We start from the raw sequence: 24,343 nt of genomic DNA on the forward strand, positions 1-24,343 counted from the left end.
AAAAAAGGAGATGATAACTGATGGATTCTGACGCGCATCCGAGGTCGTGCATGAAACATAAGCAAGAGGAAGTCTTCATACTGGCCTCGACCAATCCTACAGGTTATCAGTCTCTGGAAGAGTAAAGTATGCTTGAGCTTCCTCAAAAGTGAAGAGGAGGTGGCCTGCATGTTAAATATGTATTTAACGGACGAAAACGGCAAACTGAAGGAAACAGAAACTTTGTCAAAAGGATGCTGGGTGAACCTGGTGAACCCGACAGAGGAAGAAATCAACCAGGTTGTCCAGCAAACGAATATACCGGCCGATTTTATTAAAGACCCGCTGGATGTCGATGAACGCTCCCGTATTGAAAAAGAAGACGATGATATTTTAATCATTGTCGGCCTTCCCGTTAAGGTAAAGGACGATGTGGACTCCGCGCTGTATGATACGATTCCGCTCGGGATTATCGTCACGCCTTTTTATTTCATCACGGTCTGCCTAGAGGACAATCCGATTATCGGAAAATTTATTCACAGACGGGTGCGCGGGTTTTACACCTACATGAAAACCAGATTTACCCTTCAAATTCTATATGAAGTTGCAAGTTATTATTTAAACTATTTAAAATATATCGACCGCAGATCAAGCCTGATCGAACGCGAATTGCACGAATCGATGCGAAACGAGGAACTGTTCGAACTGTTGAGCCTTGAAAAAACGCTCGTGTATTTCACTACCTCATTAAAAGCCAATAAAATCGTCATGGAAAAAATGACACGGCAGCATTTTCTAAAAGTATATGAAGATGACATGGACTTACTGGATGACGTCATGATTGAAGTCAAACAGGCAATCGAAATGTGTGAAGTGCACAGCAATATTTTAAGCGGCATGATGGATGCCTATGCTTCTGTCATTTCCAATAACGTGAACGGCGTGATGAAATTTTTGACGACGGTCACGATTATCCTTTCCCTGCCAACGATGGTATCCAGCTTTTTCGGAATGAATCTTCACGGCCTGCCATGGCAATCAAGCCCCCATGGGTTTTGGCTGGCGTTTTTGGCCTCTCTGGTTCTTTCCAGTGTTACAGCCCTTATTTTTTGGAAAAAAAGATATTTCTAACACACCTGGGAGATGGATTTGCATAAAATTCATCTCCTTTTCCGTTTCTGCCTTGTGAATGTGCAGGTTTCACAAGCGAGAAGCGGTTTTTTTACGGCAATTTCTATACGTAATTTTGCATAAATATTCAAATATAAAATGTAAGCACTTACAATGTAAAAAGGCGGAAAAAACTTATTTTAATTGAATCATGGCTGGAAAGCAATATTTTAAAGAAAAAAGTTTATAAATGATTTATTCATTTGTCACCAATCTGACACAGCCATAGCATGTGAAATCGCCTATAATAAAGCCATAAAGAAAAGAAACAAATGTAAAACGGCAGAAAATCATGTGAAATACTTCACAAATTATATTTTTTAGTCTATCATGTGAAATTATTCACAAAAACATTTAGAATGGGGGCCACGAACATGGCAATCGATGAAAAAGTTGTTGGCAAATCTGCGCAAATCACGGAAATGGTCGATTCCCTCGTCGCAAAAGGGCAAAAAGCACTGCGTGAATTTATGGAACTGGATCAGGCACAAGTGGACAATATCGTAAAACAAATGGCACTTGCCGGGTTGGAACAGCATATGGTGCTCGCCAAAATGGCCGTGGAAGAAACAGGGCGCGGCGTATATGAAGATAAAATGACAAAAAACTTGTTTGCAACAGAATACATCTATCACAACATTAAATATAACAAAACAGTCGGCATCATTGACGAAAACAATAATGAAGGGATTGTTAAATTTGCGGAACCGGTCGGCGTGATTGCCGGGGTCACTCCTGTAACGAACCCGACATCAACCACGATGTTTAAAGCATTAATTGCCATTAAAACACGCAACCCAATTATTTTCGCATTCCATCCGTCCGCGCAAAAATGCAGCAGCCATGCCGCAAAAGTCATGCTTGACGCTGCTGTGAAAGCCGGCGCGCCGGAAAACTGCATCCAATGGATCGAAAAACCGGCCATTGAAGCGACACAGCAATTGATGAACCATGCGGGTATTTCACTGATTCTTGCCACGGGCGGTTCCGGCATGGTAAAGTCCGCCTATTCGAGCGGGAAACCTGCGCTTGGCGTCGGGCCGGGAAACGTCCCTTGCTATATTGAAAAATCTGCTGATATCAAACGCGCCGTCAATGACCTGATTTTGTCCAAAACGTTTGACAACGGCATGATCTGTGCGTCGGAACAGGCTGTCATCATCGACAAAGAAATTTATGACAATGTGAAAAACGAATTGATTGCAAATCACTGCTACTTCCTGAATGAAGCGGAGAAGAAAAAGGTTGAGAAAACCGTCATCAATGAAAAGACGCAATCCGTCAACAGCGCCATTGTCGGCAAACCGGCCTATGAAATTGCGAAAATGGCAGGCGTGGACGTTCCGGAAGATACCAAAATTTTAATCGCTGAACTTACAGGTGTCGGCCCGGACTACCCGCTTTCCAGAGAAAAATTAAGCCCGGTTTTGGCCTGTTACAAAGCCAACAGCACAAAACAAGGTTTCGAATTTGCAGAAGCCATGCTCGAATTCGGCGGGCTTGGCCACTCGGCTGTGATCCATTCGACAAACGATGAAGTCATTGAACAATACGGCTTAAAAATGAAAGCCGGCCGGATCATTGTCAACTCCCCGTCTTCGCAAGGGGCAATCGGCGACATTTACAATGCCTATATGCCTTCTTTGACACTCGGCTGCGGCACGTTCGGCGGCAACTCGGTGTCCACAAACGTCGGTGTCATCAATCTTTACAATGTAAAAACAATGGCGAAACGGAGAGTCAATATGCAATGGTTTAAAATTCCACCACGTGTGTATTTTGAAAAGAACTCGGTCCAATACTTGGAAAAAATGCCGGATATCTCGAGTGCCTTTATTGTCACCGATCCGGATATGGTCAGGCTCGGATTTGTTGAGAAAGTGCTGTACTACTTGCGGAAACGCCCGGACTATGTCCACTGTGAAATTTTCTCAGAAGTCGAACCGGATCCGTCCATTGAAACGGTACGGAAAGGCGCCGCAGCAATGGAAAGCTTCCAGCCGGATGTCATTATCGCGCTTGGCGGCGGTTCGGCGATGGACGCTGCAAAGGGCATGTGGCTGTTCTATGAGCATCCGGATGTCGATTTCAACGAATTAAAGCAAAAATTTATGGATATCCGGAAACGGGTTGCCAAATTCCCGAAACTGGGTGAAAAAGCGCAGCTGGTCTGCATTCCGACCACATCGGGCACCGGTTCTGAAGTGACTTCTTTCGCCGTCATTTCGGATAAAAAGAACAACACAAAATATCCGCTCGCAGACTATGAACTGACACCGGATGTTGCGATCATTGACCCGCAGTTTGTTATGACCGTTCCGAAATCCGTAACAGCCGATACCGGGATGGACGTTTTGACCCATGCGATTGAAGCCTATGTATCCAACATGGCCAACGACTATACGGACGGCCTGGCAATTAAGGCCATCCAGCTTGTTCACGAATACTTGCCGAAAGCATACGCAAATGGCAATGATGCACTGGCACGCGAAAAAATGCACAATGCATCGACTTTGGCAGGGATGGCGTTCTCGAATGCATTCCTTGGCATCAACCATTCACTTGCCCATAAAATCGGCGCTGAATTCCATATTCCGCACGGCCGGGCTAACGCGATTCTGTTGCCGCATGTCATCCGCTATAACGCGCAAAAGCCGAAAAAATTTGCGGCATTCCCGAAATACGAACATTTTATTGCGGATCAACGCTACGCGGAAATCGCGCGCGTACTTGGTCTTCCGGCAAGCACGACAGAAGAAGGTGTCGAAAGCCTTTGCCAGGAAATCATCCGGATGTGCAAACTGTTCAATATTCCGCTTAGCCTAAAAGCAGCCGGCGTGAACCGGGCGGACTTTGAAAAACGGGTTGCCATTATTGCAGACCGCGCATTTGAAGACCAATGCACACCTGCAAACCCTAAATTGCCGCTTGTCAGCGAATTGGAAGACATTTTACGCAAAGCTTTTGAAGGCGTTGAAGCAAAATAATGGCTTTCATTTTGGAAGAGGCGCACTTTACGTGAAGGGAACCGAAGAGGTTTTGGCGAAAACGCTCATGTAGCCCGTGTCTATGAAAAAGAAGCAATTTAAAAATTGTTGATCCGTTAACATAGAGCCCGTCTAAGTGAAGGAAATAGCCAGAATTTTGGCGATCACTTCACTTAGACGGGTTTTTAAGGTAAGGAACGAGGATCTACGTTAAGATAGGGATGATTTCTGGCGGTCTTTCTTAACGTAGAATGGCTCTACGTTAAGAAAGGGACGATTTTTTTCGATCTTCCTTAACATAGAACGCCTTTAAGTTAAGAAAGCGTGACTTTTTGGTTGTCTTCCTTAACGTAGAATGGGTCTACGTTAAGAAAGGGGCGATTTTTTTCGATCTTCCTTAATATAGAGCGGGTCTACGTTAAGAAAGCATGACTTTTTTTCGGTCTTCCTTAACATAGAACACCTCTACGTTAAGATAGGGACGATTTTTGGCGGTCTTCCTTAACATAGAACGCCTCTACGTTAAGATAGGGGCGATATTAAGCGATCTTCCTTAACATAGAACGGGTCTACGTTAGATAACTTTTCTTTTCCATACGGGATAGTGTATGATAAAAGAACTGGAAAAGGAAGGTTAGGGAAAAAACAATGGAACCTACATTCATTCATCATTTACAGCCTTTTTTACAACAGGCATGGAAAAATTCAACGTTTGAACATCCTGCTTCTGTACAGGAAAAAGTGATTCCTGCTGTGCTGGACGGCCGGGATGTGATTGCTGCAGCACCGACAGGATCGGGAAAAACACTCGCCTACCTGCTGCCTGTGCTCGACCGGATGGACCCCGGAAAACAAACGGTTCAAGCTGTCATTCTGGCGCCTTCTAAAGAACTGGTCATGCAAATCCAAGAGGAAGCCGGAAAATGGTCACAGGGAAGCGGAATCCGGAGCATCCCGCTGATCGGCGGCGCGAATGTGAAACGGCAAATTGAAAAACTGAAAAAACACCCGCACCTTGTTATCGGGACGCCTGGACGCATCCTTGAATTGATCCACCAGAAAAAACTGAAAATGCATGAAGTGAAAATGATGGTGCTCGATGAAGGGGACCAGCTGCTCGGAAAGGAATACAGCCGCACGGTCGGACAAATTGTAAAATCCGCCATGCGTGACTGCCAGCTCCTTTTGTTTTCAGCCACTTTGCCTGATGCTGCAGCCCATAAGGCTATGGAACAGATGAAAGAACCCCTGTTGATTCGCATTGCAAAAGAGGAGGCGCGGAGCCCGGTTGAACATATTTATATCGTAAGCAGCGATCCGCGCGACAAAATCGAGCAGTTGCGAAAGATAGCCCGAATGGGGGTCCGGGGACTCGTGTTTTTTAATAATAAATGGGATGTTTCGGTTGCAGTGGAAAAACTCCGGTTCAAAGGGCTGGCCATCGCCGAATTGCATGGCGATATGCGCAAGGAAGAAAGAGAAAAAAGTATCCGGTTGTTCCAAAACGGCGATGTCCCGCTCCTTTTGGCAACGGATGTCGCTGCCCGCGGCCTGGACATTCCGGCGATTACGCATGTGATTCAATTTGATTTGCCGGAAGATGGTTCCGCATATGTCCACCGTTCGGGACGGACAGGCCGGCTCGGTTCAAACCCCGGCACAGTTGTCTCTCTTGTCACGCCGAAAGAAGAAACGGTGTTGAAAAAATATGCAAAAGCGCAGCATGTGGAATTGAGGCGAAAAGACATAAAGCGCGGTGAGCTGGTAGATCCCGAATAGGCAAATCAGTTTTTTTGAATGCGAAAAATTTGTCCGGAGGATGGCTTCATTCCCTGGGCGGATTCCAAAAGCGGGAAGATTATTCTGCTTTAAAAAGATGAAATACAAAGTTTCGTTGTCTTTCATGCCGCAGAAGGCCTGCCGGAAATCGATTCTCCGGCAGGCCTTCTGTTTTGGACTTCCTTTTAATTGGGCATAGGCAATCGTCCAGCTGTGTATTGAGACTTCCTTTTGAATAGGTACCGGCCATCGCCTGGTCGTGTTTTGAGACTTTTATTTGAATGAGTATCAGCAATCGCCCGGTCGTATTTTGAAACTTCCCTTTGAATGGGCATTGGCCATCGCCCGATTGTATTTCGAAACTTCCCTCTGAATGGACATCAGCGGAAGCCGTTTGGGTCGGCAATCGCCCGATTATATTTTGAAACTTCCTTATGAATTAACATCGTCCGGGAGGCTGGCCGGTGACAAGCCGGCTTTTTTAAATACTTTGCCGAGTTCATCGTTGGCTTGTTCCAGTTTTTTGTTCGCAGCATCCAGCGAAGGGTTCGTTTTTTTCAACTCATCCGCTTTCATTTGGTAGGACTGTTGCAAATCTTTTACAGCCGTTTTGATCTCCGATTGATAGCTACTTATTTTGGATGGGATTTTCGTATTTTTAATTTCTTTCACTACATTTTCTGCGGATGACTGCGCTTCCTTCTGCATGGTGGCAAGCTCAGTTTTCGGCGGTTTTTCGTCCGTCTTCGCGATCGCCTGTTCATACGTATTTAAATCCCTGTCCTGGGCATTGATATGATTGGTGAGATTCATATAAAAATTCATCAAAGCTGTTTTTGTGCTGCTTTTTGCCGGTTTCTTTGCCCCGGACTGCCCTGAATTTCCGGAACATGCGCCAAGTGCAAGCACAAGGGCAAGGCTAAAAGTTGCAAACCAAATTTTTTTCATGCTGTAACCCCTTCCTAAATCTGTAAATTTTTAATAGACTTGCAGCACGATCATAGCATTTTTTGTTTCTTATGGTAAATAGGGGAGGAAAAAATAAGATTTATGGAAAAATTTTAATTCATATTTTTGTATCCCGGTTTAGATTTCCGGGGAAGGGGTAGAGGTAGGAAAAAGTGCAAAAAAAACATCGGGAGTTTCCGAAGTTTTTTGATCTCAAAGTCTTTTTGCCCCGACGTACCGCGGTTTCCAGTAAGGATTGCTCAGGCTGTCGATCTTTACGCCCTGCGATACGGAGTGGATGACTTGGTTATGGCCGATATAAATGGCGACATGTGAAACGCCTTTTGAATAAGTATGGAAGAAAACCAGATCGCCCGGTTTTAAATTTGACTTGCTGACTTTTTTTCCTTTTTTGTAAATGCTTGCTGCTGTTCTCGGCAAGCTTTTTCCGTTCTTTTTAAATGTATAACCTACAAAGCCGGAACAATCAAAACCTGATGGGCTTGTGCCGCCCCACCTGTACGGGGTCCCTATATATTTCTTTGCCGTACTGATGACTTTTGACGGGGAATAGGATGCAGCAGCCGCTTGTTTAGCAGGCAGTAAAAAACCGGTTCCCAGCATGAATGCAAGCAGTATTGGAGCTACTTTCTTCAAATTTCCCACCTCTGTCTATGAATCTTGTAATCCCACTATACCAATATTTGTCGATTCTTTGGTTACGCTCACATTAAATAATATTACAAAAACATTACGTATACGACAAAAGTGTGAAAAGTTTGACGGCGTCCGGCATGCGGGGCACGGCATCCTTTTTTGTTCGGGTGAACCATGGATTTTGATATCTAACGTTATTTCTATATAATGGAGTCATGACTTTAAAGCAGAAAGGAACGTTCAACATGATCGTCAAGTCAGAAGCGGATTTGGAAGGACTGAAAAAAATCGGGAGGCTTGTTGCCAGCATTCGCGATGAGCTGAAGGAAAAAGCCAGGCCCGGCATCACAACAAAAGAGCTGGATGAATGGGCAGGCAAGAGGTTTGCAGAAAACGGGGCGGTCTCCGGGCCAAAAGGAGAGTATGATTTCCCGGGTTACACCTGTATCAGTGTTAATGAAGAAGTGGCGCACGGCATTCCGGGAGACCGCGTGTTAAAAGAAGGGGATCTTGTGAATGTGGATGTATCCGGATCGCTGGATGGATATTATGCGGATACAGGCATCTCTTTTGTTGTCGGAAAAGGAGATCCCGAATTATTTGCGCTGTGCGAATGTGCGCAGCTGGCGTTTGACAGCGGCCTGAAAAAAATCCGGGCCGGCAATCGGCAGAATCAAATCGGCCGGGCGGTTGAAAAAGCAGTGTACGACAATGGTTTTGAAGTACTCTTGAATTTGACGGGCCACGGTGTCGGGAAGGCCCTGCATGAGGATCCCGAGTATATTTTAAATTACTATGACCCAGACGATACAGGTTTGTTACAGGACGGCATGGTCATTGCGTTTGAACCGTTTGTCTCGACCGGCGCTGATGAAGTGGTAGAATCGGGCGACGGCTGGACGTATGTAACGCCGGACGGAAGCTTTGTAGCGCAAGTGGAACATACCGTCATTGTAACAAAAGGAACCCCCATCGTTCTAACGCGATAAGCGGTGCGCCGGAGCATTGTCCTCCCTAGAGAATCACCGTTTCGGGCGGCTACAGTGGAATAAATAGCCCGCCTCGTTTTAATCATCAAGCGGGGGTCTGAAGTATGCATTTGGAAAGATCCCGTCGTTTTAACGCAGTAAACGGGGAAATGCCCTGCTCCGGAATACTGTCCCACCCGAAGAATGCACCGTTTCAGGCGGCTGCAGCGGGATCGGATTTAATCGTCAAGCGGGGGTCTGAAGTATGCATTTGGAAAGATCCCGTCGTTTTAACGCAGTAAACGGGGAAATGCCCTGCTCCGAAATACTGTCCCGCCTGAAAAATCACCATATCGGGCGGGGCAGTATAAGCGGGGCCATTCTACCGTTTTAACGCAATTAGCGGGGAAACGGCTTTAATCCGGTGTGCCAGCCAGCCCGCAACCAAGGACAAAATGATGTCTTTTGGCAGGGGCACCGCCATCCACACCCAGGCAATTTTGTAGCTGAACGCTTGTGGGGCCTGCGCCCATATTTTGTACGCGGCGTACATCCAGTTGGTCCCAATCAAATAGTTTAAAATCAGGCCAATGATTGCCGCAATAAAGTACGTTGTCAAGTTTTGGCGTTTTTCCACAATCTTGCCCGTTGCCCAGGCTGCGGGGATAAAGCTAAGAATAAATCCGAATGTTGGGCTTAAAACGGTTTGAAACCCGCCGCTGAACTGCGCAAAAACCGGTGCTCCCAGTAAGCCGATCAGCATATAGGCGACCATCGAGATCGCTCCAAGCCTGCTGCCGAGCACTAAACCTGCCAGCACGGCAAAAAAAGTTTGCAATGTGATCGGCACCCCGCCGATAACAAGAAACGGCGCAATGGATGTAATATTTGCCCCAATGGCCATCAGCGCCGCAAACATACCCGCATAACAAAGATCAATGGCACGGAATTTTTTCGCTGCCATTTTTTCACTCCCCTTTTTTCCTTTATCTATTAATAGATTAAAAAACTGCGGCATATATGTCAACCTAAAAATAAAATTGGTTTACATATTTCGGGCTTTGTGTCTTGAAGTTTACTGTAACGTAGAGGGGAGTGACATGGTTCCAAAACACCGAGTGTTGTCAATAATATAGTGAATCAAATCAGTGGGGAGGTCTTCTTCTCTCACTAAAGGCGAAGGTCTTTGTCATCCTAATCGGATTTTTATCCACCCTAAAAGGTTTAATTGTGTCTTGACTATTGGATTTATATATGGAATAATTTGTCTATTAAGAAGATGATCTGTATATTTTTTGAAATTTTTTCAAAACGATTCTTCGTTCAGTACCGGGAAGTTTTTTAAATAGTATTTTTAAAAACTTAAAAAAGTTTGGTGATATCAATGGGTCAATCCTCAACACGTAGAAGCTTTTCATCCGTTATATATTTAGTTGTCGGTTTACTGGTTACTTTTATTCAGCGTACACCAGTGTACTGGGGTGCATTCATCGTCCTGTTTTTTATGTCCTTGTATAATATTTATAAAAAACCAAGCTTAGGGAATATTCTTTTCTACATCATTGCTTATTTACTCCTTTTTGCTTATCTATGGTTTTTTATATTACATTAAGTTAAAAACAGGGCAGGTAGAGGGACTGGCGACAAAATGATTAGGATGGAAGAGGTGTTCTTACAATTCCCACTTCCACTCCTTATGAAGAATACGGGTATGTTGCTGCTTCTTGCGCTGTTTAATTCCATTTTCTGAACGGTGTTTGAACTTCCTCTGGTCACTTCCTTAAAAACTTCCTTCAAAAACCAACCAATTATTCCTTAGCATTCGCTTCGGCAACTTTTCAATACATTTAGGGAAATATAGGCTGGCATAATCAACCAAATCCATGACATGCAATCCCAAAATGGCTCATTCCTGTATAATCGTATTCCCCTCTAATTGTTTCATAATGATAAAAGGAATTCACGCTTTATATCTTGAAGTTTACGTTAACGTAAATTGTATGATAGAGGCAAATGGGAAGGAGAGGGGTGTATGACCTGCAAAATTTCTGAACTGGCAGCCGAATTCGGGGTATCCACGAGGACCATCCGCTATTATGAAGAGCTTGGGCTGTTCAAGCCAAAAAGAAGCCAAAATGGCAGGAGGTGCTATTCGAAAAAGGACTACACCAGGTTAAAGCTCATTTTCCGCGGGAAACAACTGGATTTTTCTTTGGATGAGATTAAAGAAATGATCGAACTGTTCGATTGCGACCGCTCCGGCATAAAACAACTCGAAAAAACGATCGAGTATGGCAAACAAAAACGCCGGGAAGTTGCACAGCAAATTCAAAACCTCCAGGAACTTCAATCCGAACTGGAAAAATATCTGGCAGAATTTGAAACTCGTTTAAAACGCTTAAAGGAGGAGCAGGGATGAATATTTCTGAACTGTTGGCGCGGAATGCAAGAAAGTACCCACAGCAGGAAGCATTGGTTTCGCCTCGTGAACGGCTGAATTATCAGGAATTAAATGTCAGAGTAAACCGTTTGGCGCATGCCCTCCAAAATTGTAACTTTAAGCAGGGAGACAGGGCAGTCATCGTGATGCCGAATACAAATGCGTTTATCATTGCTTATTTTGCCGTGATGCGGCTTGGCGGCATTGCCGTGCCGGTCAATGCCAAATCAAGCCGCGCGGAACTGGAGTATATGTTGGACGATAGCGGAGCAAACGTGTTATTTGTCCATGAACAGCTTTTCGGGGAATTCAAAGAGGCAACTTTTCCTCCCCATCTCGCAAAAATAAAAACAGGCGAACGTGCGGCAGGCTGGCAAATTTTCGGGGAAATGATTAACCGTTCGCCTGAAACGGAGATCCGGTGCCGGCTCAAAGAAGACGATGATGCTTCTATTCTTTACACATCGGGCACCACTGGAAAGCCAAAAGGTGTTTTGTTCACCAACCGCAATATTTTGTCCGCCGCCTGGATGATGTGTGTGGAAATGTCAATGAAACCGGAAAGCAGAATCCTGCACATGATGCCGCTCAGCCATTCAGCGCCTCTTCATCTCTTTTTGGTTGCAGGCACGGTTGCAGGCGCCACACATGTGCTTTCGCCTGTATTTACACCGGAAGCATTGGTAGAAACCGTTGAAAAAGAACGAATCACGCATTTTTTCGGCGCTCCGGTGGCCTATTTGTTTACGGCGAAACTGCCGAATTTGCAGGATTACGACTTATCTGCCATGAAGTATTGGGTATACGGCGGTGCGCCGCTTTCTAAAACGGAAGTGGACCTGATTCAAAAAGCTTTTCGGTCGGACCGGCTCGTGTGCGTATATGGCCTGACAGAAGCGGGGCCGAACGGGACATTGCTGCTGCCTGAAGAGCACGCGGAAAAAGCTGGAAGTATCGGGAAACGCGCTGCACTTGGCATGGAAATCCGGCTTGTGAATGAAAAAGGCGAAGGCGTAGCTCCAGGAGAAGTAGGGGAAATTGCGTTGTATGGGGAGAGCGTTATGAAAGGATATTTCCGGAACCCAGAAGAAACGAACCGCGTATTTCAAAATGGCTGGCTTTTGACTGGCGACATGGCGAGAAAGGATGAGGAAGGGTACCATTGGGTAGTGGACCGTAAAAAAGATATGGTTATCTCGGGTGGTGTAAACGTGTACCCGAAAGAAATCGAGGACGTATTGATCACCCATCCGAAAATAAAGGAAGTTTCTGTGGTTGGTGTCCCGCATCCGGAATGGGGGGGAACGGTCAAAGCTTTTCTCGTGCTGGCAGAACCGATGGACAATATTGAAGAAGAATGCAAACGTTTTCTAAAAGACAAACTGGCATCCTACAAAATTCCGAAGCTGTATGAAAGAATAGAAGAACTGCAGAGGAACGCCACAGGGAAAATCCAAAAACAAGTATTGAGGGGGATGGCCAATGAACTTTTATCATGATGACCCGAATCTGGCACGGCTTTTGAAACAATATTTGAATCCGCTGTTTTTTGATTGGGCAGAAAAGGAACTGGCCGAATTCGGGGAGATGTGCGCCGGAGAAATTGACGAACGGGCGGCCCATACTGACCGGGAAGGCCAGCCCAAGCTGATCAAATATAACCGTTACGGGGAAGATGTATCGAGTGTGTGGGTAAATGAGGGTTATTTAAAAACGAATGAACAAGTGTATAACAAAGGCATTGTCGGGTATGTCCATAAATCCATTCCGGAATTGGGCCAAAAAGGTAATTATGTGTATGTGTTTGCACAGGGGTATTTGCTGTCGCAATCAGAACCCGGATTTTATTGCCCGGTCACATTGACGGCAGCGGCCGCCTATTTGCTTGACCATTACGGCAGCCATGAACTGAAACAAGCCTATTTGCCGCAGCTGATTTCAACAGGTGAAGCGGAGCGCTATGAAGGGGCCACTTTTTTAACGGAACGCCAAGGCGGGTCAGACGTTGGCGCCAATGAAACAAAAGCCGTTGCGGAAGGCGGCTGTTACCGGCTTTACGGCGAAAAATATTTTGCCTCTAACGCGGGCATGTGCGGGGTGGCCATGGTGCTTGCAAGGCGTGAAGGGGCACCGTCCGGAACAAAAGGGCTGAGCTTGTTTTTAGTGCCTTGGGAAAAAGAAAACGGCGAGAAAAACGGCATCTATATCCGGCGTTTGAAAGATAAACTCGGCGTCCGCGCGGTGCCTTCGGGCGAGGTGGTATTTGACGGGGCGAAAGCTTACCTGGTTGGCGACCCCCGAAAAGGCTTCTACTATATGATGGAGGCACTCAACCTTTCTCGCGTCTGCAATGCCGTTGCTTCAATCGGCATCATGCGCCGGGCATACCGGGAAGCGCGGGCCTATGCACTGAGACGGACGGCGTTTGGCAGCCGCCTCACAGATTTTCCGATGGTAAAAGAAACCCTTGTCAAAATGGCAGCCAAACAGGAAGTGGAAACAAGCGCTGTTTTCCGACTTGCCGCACTTTTTGACCGGACGGCCGCCGGCAAGGCGGATGAAAAAGAAAACATCATGGCAAGGCTTCTCATCGCCATTTTGAAAATGGAAACAGCCGGGCAGGCCATCCATTTTGCCCATGAAGCGATCGAAATGCACGGCGGAAACGGCTATATCGAAGACTTTGTTACGCCAAGGCTTTTGCGTGATGCCCAGGTGCTTACTGTCTGGGAAGGAACCGCCAATATTCTCGGGCTTGAAGTGCTGCGGCTGATGCGGAAATTTAAAGTACATGACATTTTCATCGGCATGATGCGGGAGAAAATAAACCAGCTGCAGGCCGGTACATGGCTATCGGCAGGGCTGGAACAACTCGAAGAAACTTGCCGTTTTGTCATGGAGGCAAAAGAAGAATCCGTGCAAACGTACCATTGTAAAAAAGTGGCCAGGCAAATGGCCAAAATATATGAAAGTGTCACAGCCCTCGAAGACGCACTGGCCGGACAGCGGCAAAAGTGGATTGCGGAAGCCTATCTCAGGCTGGCCTGGCACGACCCGCTTGCCATCGACCCGGAACTGGCGCTTGTGAAACATTTTGAAGAGATTGTGATGGAAAAAGTGCCGGCAAATGAAGGAAATTAATTGTCACCCATCGGCTTTTAGGCGAATACACTAAATGGAAAAAGCCTGGATAAAGAGGTGGTCCATTTGTATTGGCAGAAGCCAGATATGTATTTTTCCCGGACGGAACCGGGTTACCGCATTCATCCGCAAAAATATGCCTTTCCGCCCCAGCACCAGCCAAAACAGCCGGGGATTGAAAAACTGATGCATCCGCGCGCCCGCAGATTGAAGACCCGTCCTATAAGGGATCTGGAAAGCTTGAAAATAAAGTGGCGATTGTAACCGGCGGGGACAGCGGGATCGGCGCAGCTACCGCGATTGCGTTTGCAAAAGAAGGCGCGGATGTAGTGATTCCGTATTTTTCCAATTATGAAATAGAAGATGCGAGCCGGACAAAGCGGAGGATCGAAGCGCTAGGGCAGCGTTGCCTGCTGATTCCGGGGGACCTAAAAGATCCGGAGCATTGCCAAAACGTTGTAAAGCAAACGGTGGATACATTCGGACATCTGGATGTGCTTGTGAACAATCATGCCATGCAGTTTGTGCAGAAGGATTTGCAAGATATTACGAATGAACAATGGGATTTTACCTTTAAAAACAATATTCACAGCTTTTTCTACTTGGTCAAAGCCGCATTGCCGTATTTGAAAGCCGGCAGCTCGATCATTTTTACCAGTTCTGTCACGGCGTATGAAGGAAGTCGAAATTTGATCGATTATTCTGCAACAAAAGGGGCAATTGTGGCTTTCACCCGGTCTTTGTCGCAAAATCTGGTGAGAAAGGGCATCCGGGTCAATGCGGTGGCACCGGGGCCGATTTGGACACCGCTGATTCCGTCAAGCTTCTATCCGGAACAGGTTGCCAAATTCGGCCTTGATGTGCCAATGAAGCGGGCCGGCCAGCCGTATGAACTGGCTCCCACTTATGTTTATCTCGCATCCCGTGATTCCAGCTATGTGACCGGGCAGGTGCTGCATGTAAACGGTGGGACGATTACGGATTCTTAATGGCAAGGGAGCGTGCTGTGCAAATCGACTGCACTCATGCGAAATCACAAGCGGCCGAGGAAACGGGTGAATGAAGATATAGCAACCTGATGCTGGCGTATCAATAGCGGCAAGCCGGTCTGTTGTGCACGCTGGGATCCGCCCGAAAAGGAAATTAGAAAACTAGCGGTGCGCTTTTTCCGTATCCGTGTATAACTCATCCAAATATTGCGCGGTAAAGTCGACGAGCGCCCGCTGTTTGATAAGTTTTGACGGGGCAGCGCCGATAAAACCGGTTTTAACTTGATGGCTGCGTTCAAAGGCGCGGCCGATTTTATTGAATAAATCGGAGTTTTCCTCATAATCTTCGTATGATTGCCAGACCCTTTTTCCGTTTATTGTCATCGCGCAGCTCTGCGTACACCGTTTTGTATGCTTGGACCTGGATTCGCCGAGATGCATGGATGTATTGGCGTGGTAATCGACACCGAGCAGCAAAATACAGCCATCTCGGTCATAAATCTGGGCGAGCGGGGATTTTTCCCCGAACGGGAAGTCGAGCGAATGTCCGCTCAAAATTGATTTTGCTTCCCGTCCCCAAGCAGTAAACGAACAAGTTGGATGATGGCTTCTTAAAACCCCCGGAAACGTCCGAAAAAGCTCGGCAACCCGGCCCATGCCGTAAGTCGGCGTGACGGCGGGATCGAATGCAGGCATAGAGCGGCGGATTTCTTCCCACCAAGCTTCTGGAACGGGCGGGTTTTCCCAAAAGGCGGGGTCGGTATTATTCGCTGTTTGGGCCGGCATCACAATGGTGCCGCGCTCTGTTACCACTTCCATTAAAGCCAGAATGACGGCAACCTCTCCCCCGCAAACCCAGCCGAGCGCGCTTAAAGACGAGTGGACGATAACCACCATACCTTCTTTCAGCCCGAGCTTGCGAAAATCTGTCACTAATCTTTCTTTTGTTACGAGCATTTGTTTTTGACGAATCACGTTTTCTTCTGTCACAGGAGCGCCTCCCATCTCTGCTGATTTATTTGTAATGATTCTCCAGGCTTGCCTCATATCCTTTATTATTGAAAAAGTTTTTCTTGATAAGGAGAAGAGGAAGAACATGGCAGTGTTTTTTAAAGGGGCATTTATGCTGATTGGCGTTGCTTTCATCGGAGAGTGCATTGAATTTTTAACAAATATGGTACTTGCAAATGAACTCGGGGCGCACGGCATGGGGCTGTACATGTCTATTTTGCCGGCCATTTTTTTAATTGTCACCATCGCCAGCATGGAACTGCCCATCTCCATTTCAAAATTTGTTGCGGAAAAGGAAGAAAAATATCATCGTGATATGCTGCGGTTTACAATCCGGCTGGCATCTTTGTTTGTCCTGTTGCTCATGGCGGCAGTCGCATTGCTGCTGCCGGCGCTTCCAATTTTCCATCATTACCACCCGTATCTTCGCTGGCTGATCATTGCGCTTATCCCGATGATCGCCTTTTCCTCAATTGCGAGAGGTTATTTTATGGGTGTCCAGCAAATGGGGAAGATTGCTGCTGCCAACTTCCTGAGAAAAATGATGCAGCTTATCCTGCTTGTCTTGCTATTTCATTGGATGGAATTTGACGTGCAAATGTCGATTTTTATCGCGATATGCACACTTGTCGGTAGTGACTTGATTGTGCTGCTGTATCTTTTTCATATGTTTGTGCTGCAAATGCGGACGCTCAAGAAAAAAGAACAGGCTCCAATGGGGGGAAAGGAAATCAGAAGAAGCCTTCTTTCCGTTTCCTTGCCGACAACGGGCATGCGCGTATTTCATGCCGTCACAAATGCGATTGAACCATTTTTTATCAAATGGGTATTGCTTAAATCCGGGATGACGGAGGGGATGGCAAACGAACATTTCGGACTGGTGGCCGGCGTCGCTTTTACGATCGGATTTTTTCCGGCCTTTATTGCCCATTCCCTGTCCACCGTATTAATTCCGACTGTTTCGGAAGCTTATGCCAAAAGAGACGGCATAAAGCTGCAGAAACTGCTTCAGCAGGTGATGATGATGACGTTTCTTTACGGGCTTCCGGCTGTCATTGTCATTCAGGTGTTTTCCGTGCCGCTCACAACTTTGTTTTCCCATTCGGCTGCCGCCGCCGTTTATGTCCGTCTGTTATGGCCGTATTTTCTGTTTCACTATTTTGTCATTCCGATGCAGGCGTTTTTAATCGGCCTCGGCCTGGTCAGGGATGCCCTCGCGCATTTTATTTGGTCAACAATGGTTACGTACTGCCTCATTTATTATCTTGGCTCAAATCCCCAGTACCAAATGGCCGGCGTCATCATCGCTATGAATACGGGAACATTGCTTATCATGATGATGCACTATTTAACGATTTGTAAAAAAATTGAAATCTCCCTGATTCTCCGCAAATCAATGAAACATACTTTTTAACGGTAGATATACGGGTTCCGGCAGGCTTTTTGGATGTTTGTCCGGGTTTGTGAGGGTCCGCGGTAATTCTTGAAAGTTTGTGCAACATAACCCAGCTTGATCGTTTTATAAGGGGGGAACGAGAAAGAATCGAAATTTTTGATAGTAATTTCACATAGAACGGTTCTACGTTAAGGAACAGACGAAAAAATTGGTCAAAAGTTCACATAGAATGGTTCTACGTTAAGGAACAGACAAAAAATCCGGTCAAAAGTTCACGTAAAGTGGTTCTACGTTAAGGAACAGACGAAAAAATTGGTCAAAAGTTCACATAGAATGGTTCTACGTTAAGGAACAGACAAAAAATCCGGTCAAAAGTTCACGTAAAGTGGTTCTACGTTAAGGAACAGACGAAAAAATTGGTCAAAAGTTCACATAGAACGGTTCTACGTTAAGGAACAGACGAAAAAATCGGTCAAAAGTTCACATAGAATGGTTCTACGTTAAGGAACGGACGAAAAATCTGGTCAGAAGTTCACATAGAGCGGTTCTACGTTAAGGAACAGACAAAAAATCCGGTCAAAAGTTCACATAGAGCGGTTCTACGTTAAGGAACGGACGAAAAATCCGGTCAAAAGTTCACATAGAGTGGTTCTACGTTAAGGAACAATGCAAAAATCCGGCCATAAGTTCACATAGAGCAGTTCTACGTTAAGGAACAATGCGAAAATCCAACCAAAAGTTCACGTAGGCACCGTCTAAATAAAGGAAAACAAGGATTTTTGGGGATAAGTTTACGTAAAGGGCCTGTATGTAAAGAGGCACTTGGCCGGTAAAATTTAAAAAAGCCTGTCCGGTATTTCTGGACAGGCTTTTGAAACAGGACTATTTTATAATCAGTACCGGACATTTGGCGAGCTGGGTGACTTTCTGGCTGACGCTGCCAAGCATGAGCCCCTTCAGGTTTCCGAGTCCTCTGCTTCCCATAATGATAAGCTGATAGTTTCCTTCTTCCGCCTTTCTGACAATCTGGGCAGCGGGATCGCCCGTTTCATAAAACTTCTCTATCTCAATTTCTTCCTCTTCAGCAAGAGCGGCGGCTTGGTCTAGCAAATCGTCCCCGTCCCTCTGCTGTTCAGAATAAAGGGTATCTATTGACGCATTTGGCATCCCCTCCGGAATAACCGGATTTTTCTCCACATGGATGACACCGATTTTTGTAAACCTTTCTTTTGCAAAATTCAGTGCGGATTTCAGTGCTTTTTCACTCATTTTTGAACCGTCTATTGCCACAAGAATACGATTAAACATAAAATCATCTCCATCGGCTTTCTTCTCATCAACCTTATCATATCATAAAAAATTGCAACAATTAACAGAGAATACGAGAAAAACACAAAATCTCTGCCCCTTGGGGTGGACAGGCACGGTTTATTTTTTGCGTGTTCGTCGGATATTTTCTGTTTTTTTTCGGAAAAATAAAGGGTATTGAACCATACGAGGTGATATGAAATGAACGAAAACAAAAAGAAATCGCAACGGAAAATGGACAACCCCGAACAATTTGCAACAGAAAACGAAGACATGCATGATAAATTTATGAGTGAACAAACAGTTGACCCGATCCCAATGGAAGACTTGCGAGAAGAAAAGCTTGAAGAAAAAACGGATCATGACAAAAAAACGACTTCTTCAAGCGAAAAAAAGTACAAACCGTAAACCTTGTAAGCAAAGCACCCGCGGGATGGCCGATAAAAACGGAATCCGAATCCCCGGGTGCTTCTAGTATGTTTTTCGCCAAGATTCGAGTGGGTACTGTCGCTTAAAACAATGGAACAGCGATGGATCTGTCTTGCCCGGAGCGGTAGGTTCTAGCCCTTGCAAAACCTTTGGCAAATGCCAATGCAGGTTAGCCTGCTGGAAACCCGTCATAAGGAAACGGAACAGGCAGTTGCAGCACCTGTTCCGTAAATTTTTTTAAAGCCAGCCTCCACCAAGTCATAACTTGCATCTGCTTTTGGTTGCGGCACCTGTTCTGTTTATATGCTTACAGCCAGTTATTGTCATCCGATCCGCTATCCCATCCGCCAAAGTCATTGTCATCATTGGAACTGAAATCAGCCAGATCGAATCCGGCGTCTTGCTGGTCGTTGTCATGTGCGTCATGATCCTCATGGGAACTGAAATGAGCCAAATCAAAACCGGTATCTTGCTGGTCGTGGTCTCCATGATTTCCGTCGTCATGACCGTCATGGCCGTTGTCTTCAAAGTTGCTTAAAGTATCCTGGAGATGGTCAATCTCATCCTGTTGTAAAATATTTTGCTCTTCCAGTTCTTGCAACAGATCGTTGCCATCAAGATTTTGAAAATGCTCGAACTGGTCTAAACCGATTCTGCCCTGTTCCAGTAAATACGTCAGCAATGCACCTGTTGCCATCCCGCCGGCAAACATGCCAAACCGGCCGATTCCGGCATTACCCCCATCGTTCCATCCGGTTTGCTCCGGGTGCGGGTCATAGGCATCCCCATTGTAAATGCTTCTTCGCGGTTCAATGATTTGCGGGCGGTTCCGCTCGATCAAAGGACGGATGATTAAAAAATACACGAGCAAGATAATAATGATAATCCCGATAAACCAACCCAATTTTATTCCCTCCTGATCAAAAGTCATTTTATGCTACATCCAATCATCTTTGTTGCGTATTGTAACGCATTAGAATGAAAATAATCAGGATAAAAGTAGTTGAGATTACGAGAAAGCATGGGGCAGGCGCACCCCATGCTTCTGCCATTTTTAGCCCATCCTGGAAGAGGCGCCCTGCATGTCGATGACTGCTTTTCGTTGGGTAAAATCAATATTTTTATAGTAAGCATTTTTGACTAAAATGTTCGGTCCGAGACATTTGACTTGCGGGCAATGGCAATTCAGCGATTTTGCAATGGGTGTTTCGAGCCATTTTTCAAAGACGTCGGGCAGCCTGTCATGCTGGATATTGCCAAGCGGTGGTGTATCGCCAAAATCCGTGACAATCACATCACCCGTAAAAATATTGACATTCAGGCGGGAGCGGCCGTCCGGATCATTGCGGAGGGTCACATTTTTGCTTTCGTACAATCTTTTCAATAAGGCCTGGTCTTCTGGATTAGGGCTGCACGGATAAAATGGCAGCGTGCCAAACAGCATCCACACGCTTTCATCACGGATATCGAGCAAATGGTGGATGGCTTCTCGAATTTCATCCAAGCTGAGCACTTCAAGATCAGCAGCAAAATCACTTGGGTACATTGGGTGAATTTCGTGCCTTGCACATTTCATTTCTTCGACAATTTGATGATGGATTTGTTCCATATAAGGCAATGTGCGCTTGTTTAACATCGTTTCCGCAGAAACCATCACGCCCATCTCCGACAAGGCGCGGCTGTTTTCCACGATACGCCTGAACAATTTTTCACCGTGCTGATCGCTTGGCTTGATCCGCATGTTGGCAAACCCGCCGTCAATATAATCACGGACAGTTCCCCAGTTGTGGGAAATGTGCAGCACATCGAGATAAGGCGCAATTTGCACATATTTTTCGAGTTTCATTGTTAAGTTGGAATTGATTTGGGTGCGAATCCCTCTTTCATGCGCATATTGTAACAGCGGCAGAACGTAATTTTCAACAGATTTGGTTGACAGCATCGGCTCGCCGCCGGTAATGCTGATGCAGCGCAGTGTGCTGATTTCATCCAGCCGCCTGAGCAGCAGATCAAGCGGCAGCGCATCCGGATCTTTTGGCTGCAGAGTGTAACCGACCGCACAATGTTCGCAGCGCATATTGCATAAAGTGGTCGTTGTGAATTCAATATTCGACAAAGTCAGTTTGCCGTGCGTCGTGATGTCCATGTATGCTTCCCACGGATCGTATTCAGGCGTAATGCTTCGTTGTGTTTCTTCTTTTAACATGTTTGTGCTCCTTTTTCAAAAAGTCAATCCGGGCGCCTGCTTTGCGCATGATTCCACCTCCAAACGGCAGGCCCCTCCTTTTTCTGCTTTTTTCCTATATATGCCATGGTTCATTATAACATGCAGCCTGTTTCTTTTTTCGCAGATTCCATTTCCTGGGCTCCGGGTGTTTTTCGTAAAAAAAGCACGGCAGGAAATTCATTTGTTGATGCTGCCTTCGTTGCAGCAGTGACGGCTGTCTTGAAAAGTTGCGCCGGCTGTTTGTCATTTTTCTCTGATGCAAGGCTCGTTATGGCACGGGCACCTAGATCGACGCCATTCATCCGTTTTGATATTGGATTTTTTTCTTTATAAACTGATTGAATTTTTCTGTTTCATCGCGGATGCTGATGTTTTGTTCCCATGACGCAGCGAGATGAAGGGCTTCCTGACTGGAATAAAGGGCGTATGCCAAATCGCCTTTTTTGGCAAATAATCTGGCCATGCCGTAGTGATAGTACATTAACTCAATCGGGTTGGCCTTGTTTTTTTGATAAAGCATCTTTTCAAATGCCGCCGCCGCTTTTTCAAACTGCTGATTTTCCACGTATGCGATGCCGAGATTAAAATAGGCTTCAATCGTCTTTTCCCCGCCGTAAGCATGGCTGATTTGGTTTGCGGATTCGTATGCTCGGATGGCCTCTTTGTATTTTTTCCGTTCCAAATATAAATCGCCCTGGACCAATAAAACGCGGTGCCTGATCATCGGGGTGGAGGGGACCGGAATGACTTTGCCGAGAATGGCCTCTGCCTGATCAGGGTCGCCCGATTTAAGAAGCACCCTTGATTTTAAGGCATGCCCCCAGACCATCAAGTCGCGGGTATCCTCATTGCCAGCATCCAGGCCGGATAGCCGCTTTAGCCCGGCGTCAATTTGTATGAGCGCCTCTTTCAGCTCATTCATTTCCATCAGCGCCCATCCAACCGTATCAATCCGAAAGTAAGCTTCGAGCATCGTTTTATGCAGTGCAGCAGCAAAATCAGCTGCTTTTCGCCCGTATTCGACCCGTAAAGGCAGATTGACCCGGCTTAAAAAATGGCTGGTACGGACTACGAATTCAATCAATATTTCCTTTTCGTCTGATTGGCAGGACCATTCCATTACCTTGCGAATGTTTGTCCATTCCTGCTTCAGATCATCGAGATCCCGGCCAAGCAGATAGCGCCAATAGAATATATTGGGCTGTTCCCGTTTTAAATGGGTATCCAAAAAATGGATATAATAGCGAGCCCATCGTTTTCGCGCCTCTTTTTCCAGCTGCCGGTTTTCCGACAAGTGCTGTTCACCGTAAGCAATCACGGTTTGATGCGCGGGGTAGCGCAATTTTCCGTCTGTCCGGTCAGGATGGATCAGCGCATAATTCCGCATTTGTTCAACTGCTGCATAAAAGCCCCTGGCATCTAATCCTGCCGCTGCGGCCCAGGCAGCTTCAACGGGCGGCTTTTCAAAAAAACAGAGCACCTGCCATAAACGGCGGGCTGCTTCATCGATGCGCTTCCATGTTCTCCCGAAAAGAAATTCAAATAACTCCAGTAATGAATACCCGGCGCTTTCGATTTCCTGAATGAGTTGTTCTGCCGGAATGCCGCCGTCGCTGATATAGGCAATACAGAGGGACAGCGCTTTTGGATTCCCGGCGGCCGCTTCGATCAGCTTTGCCTGCATCTCCGGTGTCAGATGCCGCAACTCTTCCTGGTTAGGTGCACTGCCGGTTTGCAAATGTTCGCGGATGACAAATGACAAATATGAAAGTGCCTCTTTTTCGTTTAATCCCTTTAACTTGACAATTGTGAAATTTTGAAAAGCGTCTTTATAATCTTGATTGTAGTTTTCACGGGAAGTCAGCATTGCTTTTACGCCTTGAGGGAGGTTGATAATGAATTCAAGCACCTCTTTTTCAGCGGCGTCCATACTATCCACAATAAGCAGTATCGGCTGTTCCCTGGAAAAAAAGCTGTAAAGCATGCCGCACTGCAAAACGTTTTTCCATGACGGGTTTATCGATTTGTTCTGTCAGTCCAAGCTGGTAAGCGATTGTATTTAAAAAATCATTGAAACTTAACCCTGTTAAATGGGTGCTGAACCAAATGATGCAGTGAAACGCGGGCCACTTATCAGAGACATTTGCCGCTTCTTCACCCGGTTCCCCTGCACAAGCATAAGCGGCTTCAAGGGCGAGTGTCGTCTTTCCCACGCCAGGCCACCCTGTAATGGAACAAACAGGCGAAGGGGAAAGAAGCCAGTGATAGATGGCTTGTAAATCTGGTTTTCTCCCGATAAAGCGCCCTGACCAGCGTGCGGGCAGGTTGTGCGCGGAAAATATGTTTTTCTCTTCGTTTTGAAGCATTGCAGTGTTTCCAAACAGACGGGTGATGGTCATATTGATTTCCTCGGGCGGGGGTGTACCGATTGTCCCGTTATCGTTCATCGTTTTTGCTTTTTTAAGGCAGGACGCCACCCATGCCGGCAAGGCCGGTTCGATGACAGGGATGGAAGTGGTTTTCAGCAATTCCACGAACCACGTTACATTCATGCATCCTTTTTCAAGAATGAGCCAGATGACGCCGAACAGTTTGGCATCCTCGATCCGGCCCGGGATATACTTCGATCCCATTTGGCCGATCCAGCTTTTAACGGTGTTAGGGGATACACCTAGTTTGTATGCGATTTTTTCCATGTAAGATTGCCCGGTTTTGTTGCCGGCTTCTCTATTTGTCTTGTAATCCGGGTGCTGTTTTAAAGCTTTAACACCGGAAGATAGCAGACTGGAAAACTTTTTTTGGTTTTCAAGTTCGGCCAAGGACCTCACCTCCTTTCCTATATTTTATCAATATAATAACCGAAGTCTAAAATTTAAGCATAAAACATACAGTGCGGCTGTCCTTTTATACAGCA

At 46.1% G+C, this 24,343-nt stretch carries 16 protein-coding genes and 2 pseudogenes; 10 read left to right on the forward strand and 8 right to left on the reverse strand.

The features are described 5' to 3' along the window. Positions 1-168: 168 nt before the first annotated feature. The 3 genes from NST70_RS03365 to NST70_RS03375 all read left to right on the forward strand — a co-directional run bounded on the left by NST70_RS03365 (position 169) and on the right by NST70_RS03375 (position 5,915). Positions 169-1,110: a magnesium transporter CorA family protein gene (locus tag NST70_RS03365; protein WP_061565700.1), complete on the forward strand. Its 942-nt coding sequence runs from the start codon at positions 169-171 to the stop codon at positions 1,108-1,110. A 413-nt stretch (positions 1,111-1,523) separates the two neighbouring features. Beyond that, positions 1,524-4,136 (forward strand): bifunctional acetaldehyde-CoA/alcohol dehydrogenase, encoded by a 2,613-nt coding sequence (gene adhE / locus NST70_RS03370; RefSeq protein ID WP_328230212.1) that lies wholly within the window; start codon positions 1,524-1,526, stop codon positions 4,134-4,136. Between the two features lie 648 nt (positions 4,137-4,784). Next, positions 4,785-5,915: a DEAD/DEAH box helicase gene (locus NST70_RS03375; RefSeq protein WP_014095986.1), complete on the forward strand. Its 1,131-nt coding sequence runs from the start codon at positions 4,785-4,787 to the stop codon at positions 5,913-5,915. Between the two features lie 432 nt (positions 5,916-6,347). Here NST70_RS03375 and NST70_RS03380 read toward each other — a convergent pair whose 3' ends face one another. Beyond that, positions 6,348-6,863 (reverse strand): hypothetical protein, encoded by a 516-nt coding sequence (locus NST70_RS03380; RefSeq protein ID WP_014095985.1) that lies wholly within the window; start codon positions 6,861-6,863, stop codon positions 6,348-6,350. A gap of 213 nt (positions 6,864-7,076) precedes the next feature. Beyond that, a complete protein-coding gene (locus NST70_RS03385; RefSeq protein ID WP_014095984.1) occupies positions 7,077-7,520 on the reverse strand; it encodes a C40 family peptidase in 444 nt (147 codons plus the stop codon). A 245-nt stretch (positions 7,521-7,765) separates the two neighbouring features. On the opposite strand from NST70_RS03385, the gene map reads away from it, so the two are divergent. Further along, a complete protein-coding gene (gene map, locus NST70_RS03390; RefSeq protein WP_014095983.1) occupies positions 7,766-8,509 on the forward strand; it encodes a type I methionyl aminopeptidase in 744 nt (247 codons plus the stop codon). A 361-nt stretch (positions 8,510-8,870) separates the two neighbouring features. Here map and NST70_RS03395 read toward each other — a convergent pair whose 3' ends face one another. Continuing rightward, positions 8,871-9,452, reverse strand: coding sequence for a biotin transporter BioY (locus NST70_RS03395; RefSeq protein ID WP_014095981.1), 582 nt, complete (start codon positions 9,450-9,452; stop codon positions 8,871-8,873). A gap of 1,068 nt (positions 9,453-10,520) precedes the next feature. On the opposite strand from NST70_RS03395, the gene NST70_RS03400 reads away from it, so the two are divergent. From NST70_RS03400 to NST70_RS03415, 4 genes and pseudogenes are all read left to right on the forward strand, one after another. Beyond that, positions 10,521-10,907, forward strand: a complete 387-nt coding sequence (locus NST70_RS03400; protein WP_014095980.1) for a MerR family DNA-binding transcriptional regulator — start codon at positions 10,521-10,523, stop codon at positions 10,905-10,907. Then, positions 10,904-12,427: a long-chain-fatty-acid--CoA ligase gene (locus tag NST70_RS03405; protein WP_342475744.1), complete on the forward strand. Its 1,524-nt coding sequence runs from the start codon at positions 10,904-10,906 to the stop codon at positions 12,425-12,427. Before NST70_RS03400 ends, NST70_RS03405 begins: the two co-directional genes overlap by 4 nt. Beyond that, a complete protein-coding gene (locus tag NST70_RS03410; RefSeq protein ID WP_342475745.1) occupies positions 12,411-14,069 on the forward strand; it encodes an acyl-CoA dehydrogenase family protein in 1,659 nt (552 codons plus the stop codon). The genes NST70_RS03405 and NST70_RS03410 overlap by 17 nt, the downstream gene beginning before the upstream one ends. Positions 14,070-14,156: 87 nt before the next feature. Next, positions 14,157-15,058: pseudogene (locus tag NST70_RS03415) on the forward strand (SDR family oxidoreductase). A 162-nt stretch (positions 15,059-15,220) separates the two neighbouring features. On the opposite strand, the gene NST70_RS03420 reads toward NST70_RS03415, so the two are convergent. Next, the gene (locus NST70_RS03420) at positions 15,221-16,048 is read right to left on the reverse strand and encodes an AAC(3) family N-acetyltransferase (RefSeq protein ID WP_014095976.1); all 828 of its coding nucleotides are present in this window, start codon (positions 16,046-16,048) and stop codon (positions 15,221-15,223) included. Between the two features lie 106 nt (positions 16,049-16,154). Here NST70_RS03420 and NST70_RS03425 point away from each other — a divergent pair, with 106 nt between their 5' ends. Beyond that, complete coding sequence (locus NST70_RS03425) at positions 16,155-17,483, forward strand: polysaccharide biosynthesis protein (protein WP_342475746.1); 1,329 nt, start codon at positions 16,155-16,157, stop codon at positions 17,481-17,483. 864 nt (positions 17,484-18,347) lie between these two features. Here the strand turns inward: NST70_RS03425 and NST70_RS03430 are convergent. Then, a complete protein-coding gene (locus NST70_RS03430) occupies positions 18,348-18,773 on the reverse strand; it encodes a universal stress protein (RefSeq protein ID WP_014095974.1) in 426 nt (141 codons plus the stop codon). 201 nt (positions 18,774-18,974) lie between these two features. Here NST70_RS03430 and NST70_RS03435 point away from each other — a divergent pair, with 201 nt between their 5' ends. Next, a complete protein-coding gene (locus NST70_RS03435; protein WP_014095973.1) occupies positions 18,975-19,181 on the forward strand; it encodes a hypothetical protein in 207 nt (68 codons plus the stop codon). A 328-nt stretch (positions 19,182-19,509) separates the two neighbouring features. Here the strand turns inward: NST70_RS03435 and NST70_RS03440 are convergent, their stop codons facing one another. The 3 genes and pseudogenes from NST70_RS03440 to NST70_RS03450 all read right to left on the reverse strand — a co-directional run bounded on the left by NST70_RS03440 (position 19,510) and on the right by NST70_RS03450 (position 24,248). After that, complete coding sequence (locus NST70_RS03440) at positions 19,510-20,106, reverse strand: hypothetical protein (RefSeq protein ID WP_035189883.1); 597 nt, start codon at positions 20,104-20,106, stop codon at positions 19,510-19,512. Between the two features lie 150 nt (positions 20,107-20,256). Next, on the reverse strand, positions 20,257-21,408 hold the full coding sequence (gene yfkAB / locus NST70_RS03445; RefSeq protein WP_014095971.1) for a radical SAM/CxCxxxxC motif protein YfkAB: 1,152 nt from the start codon (positions 21,406-21,408) through the stop codon (positions 20,257-20,259). A gap of 319 nt (positions 21,409-21,727) precedes the next feature. After that, a pseudogene (locus tag NST70_RS03450) lies at positions 21,728-24,248 on the reverse strand (tetratricopeptide repeat protein). Positions 24,249-24,343 lie beyond the last annotated feature (95 nt).

This window comes from Weizmannia sp. FSL K6-0777 (genome assembly GCF_038593185.1).
GTDB lineage: Bacteria > Bacillota > Bacilli > Bacillales > Bacillaceae_C > Weizmannia > Weizmannia faecalis.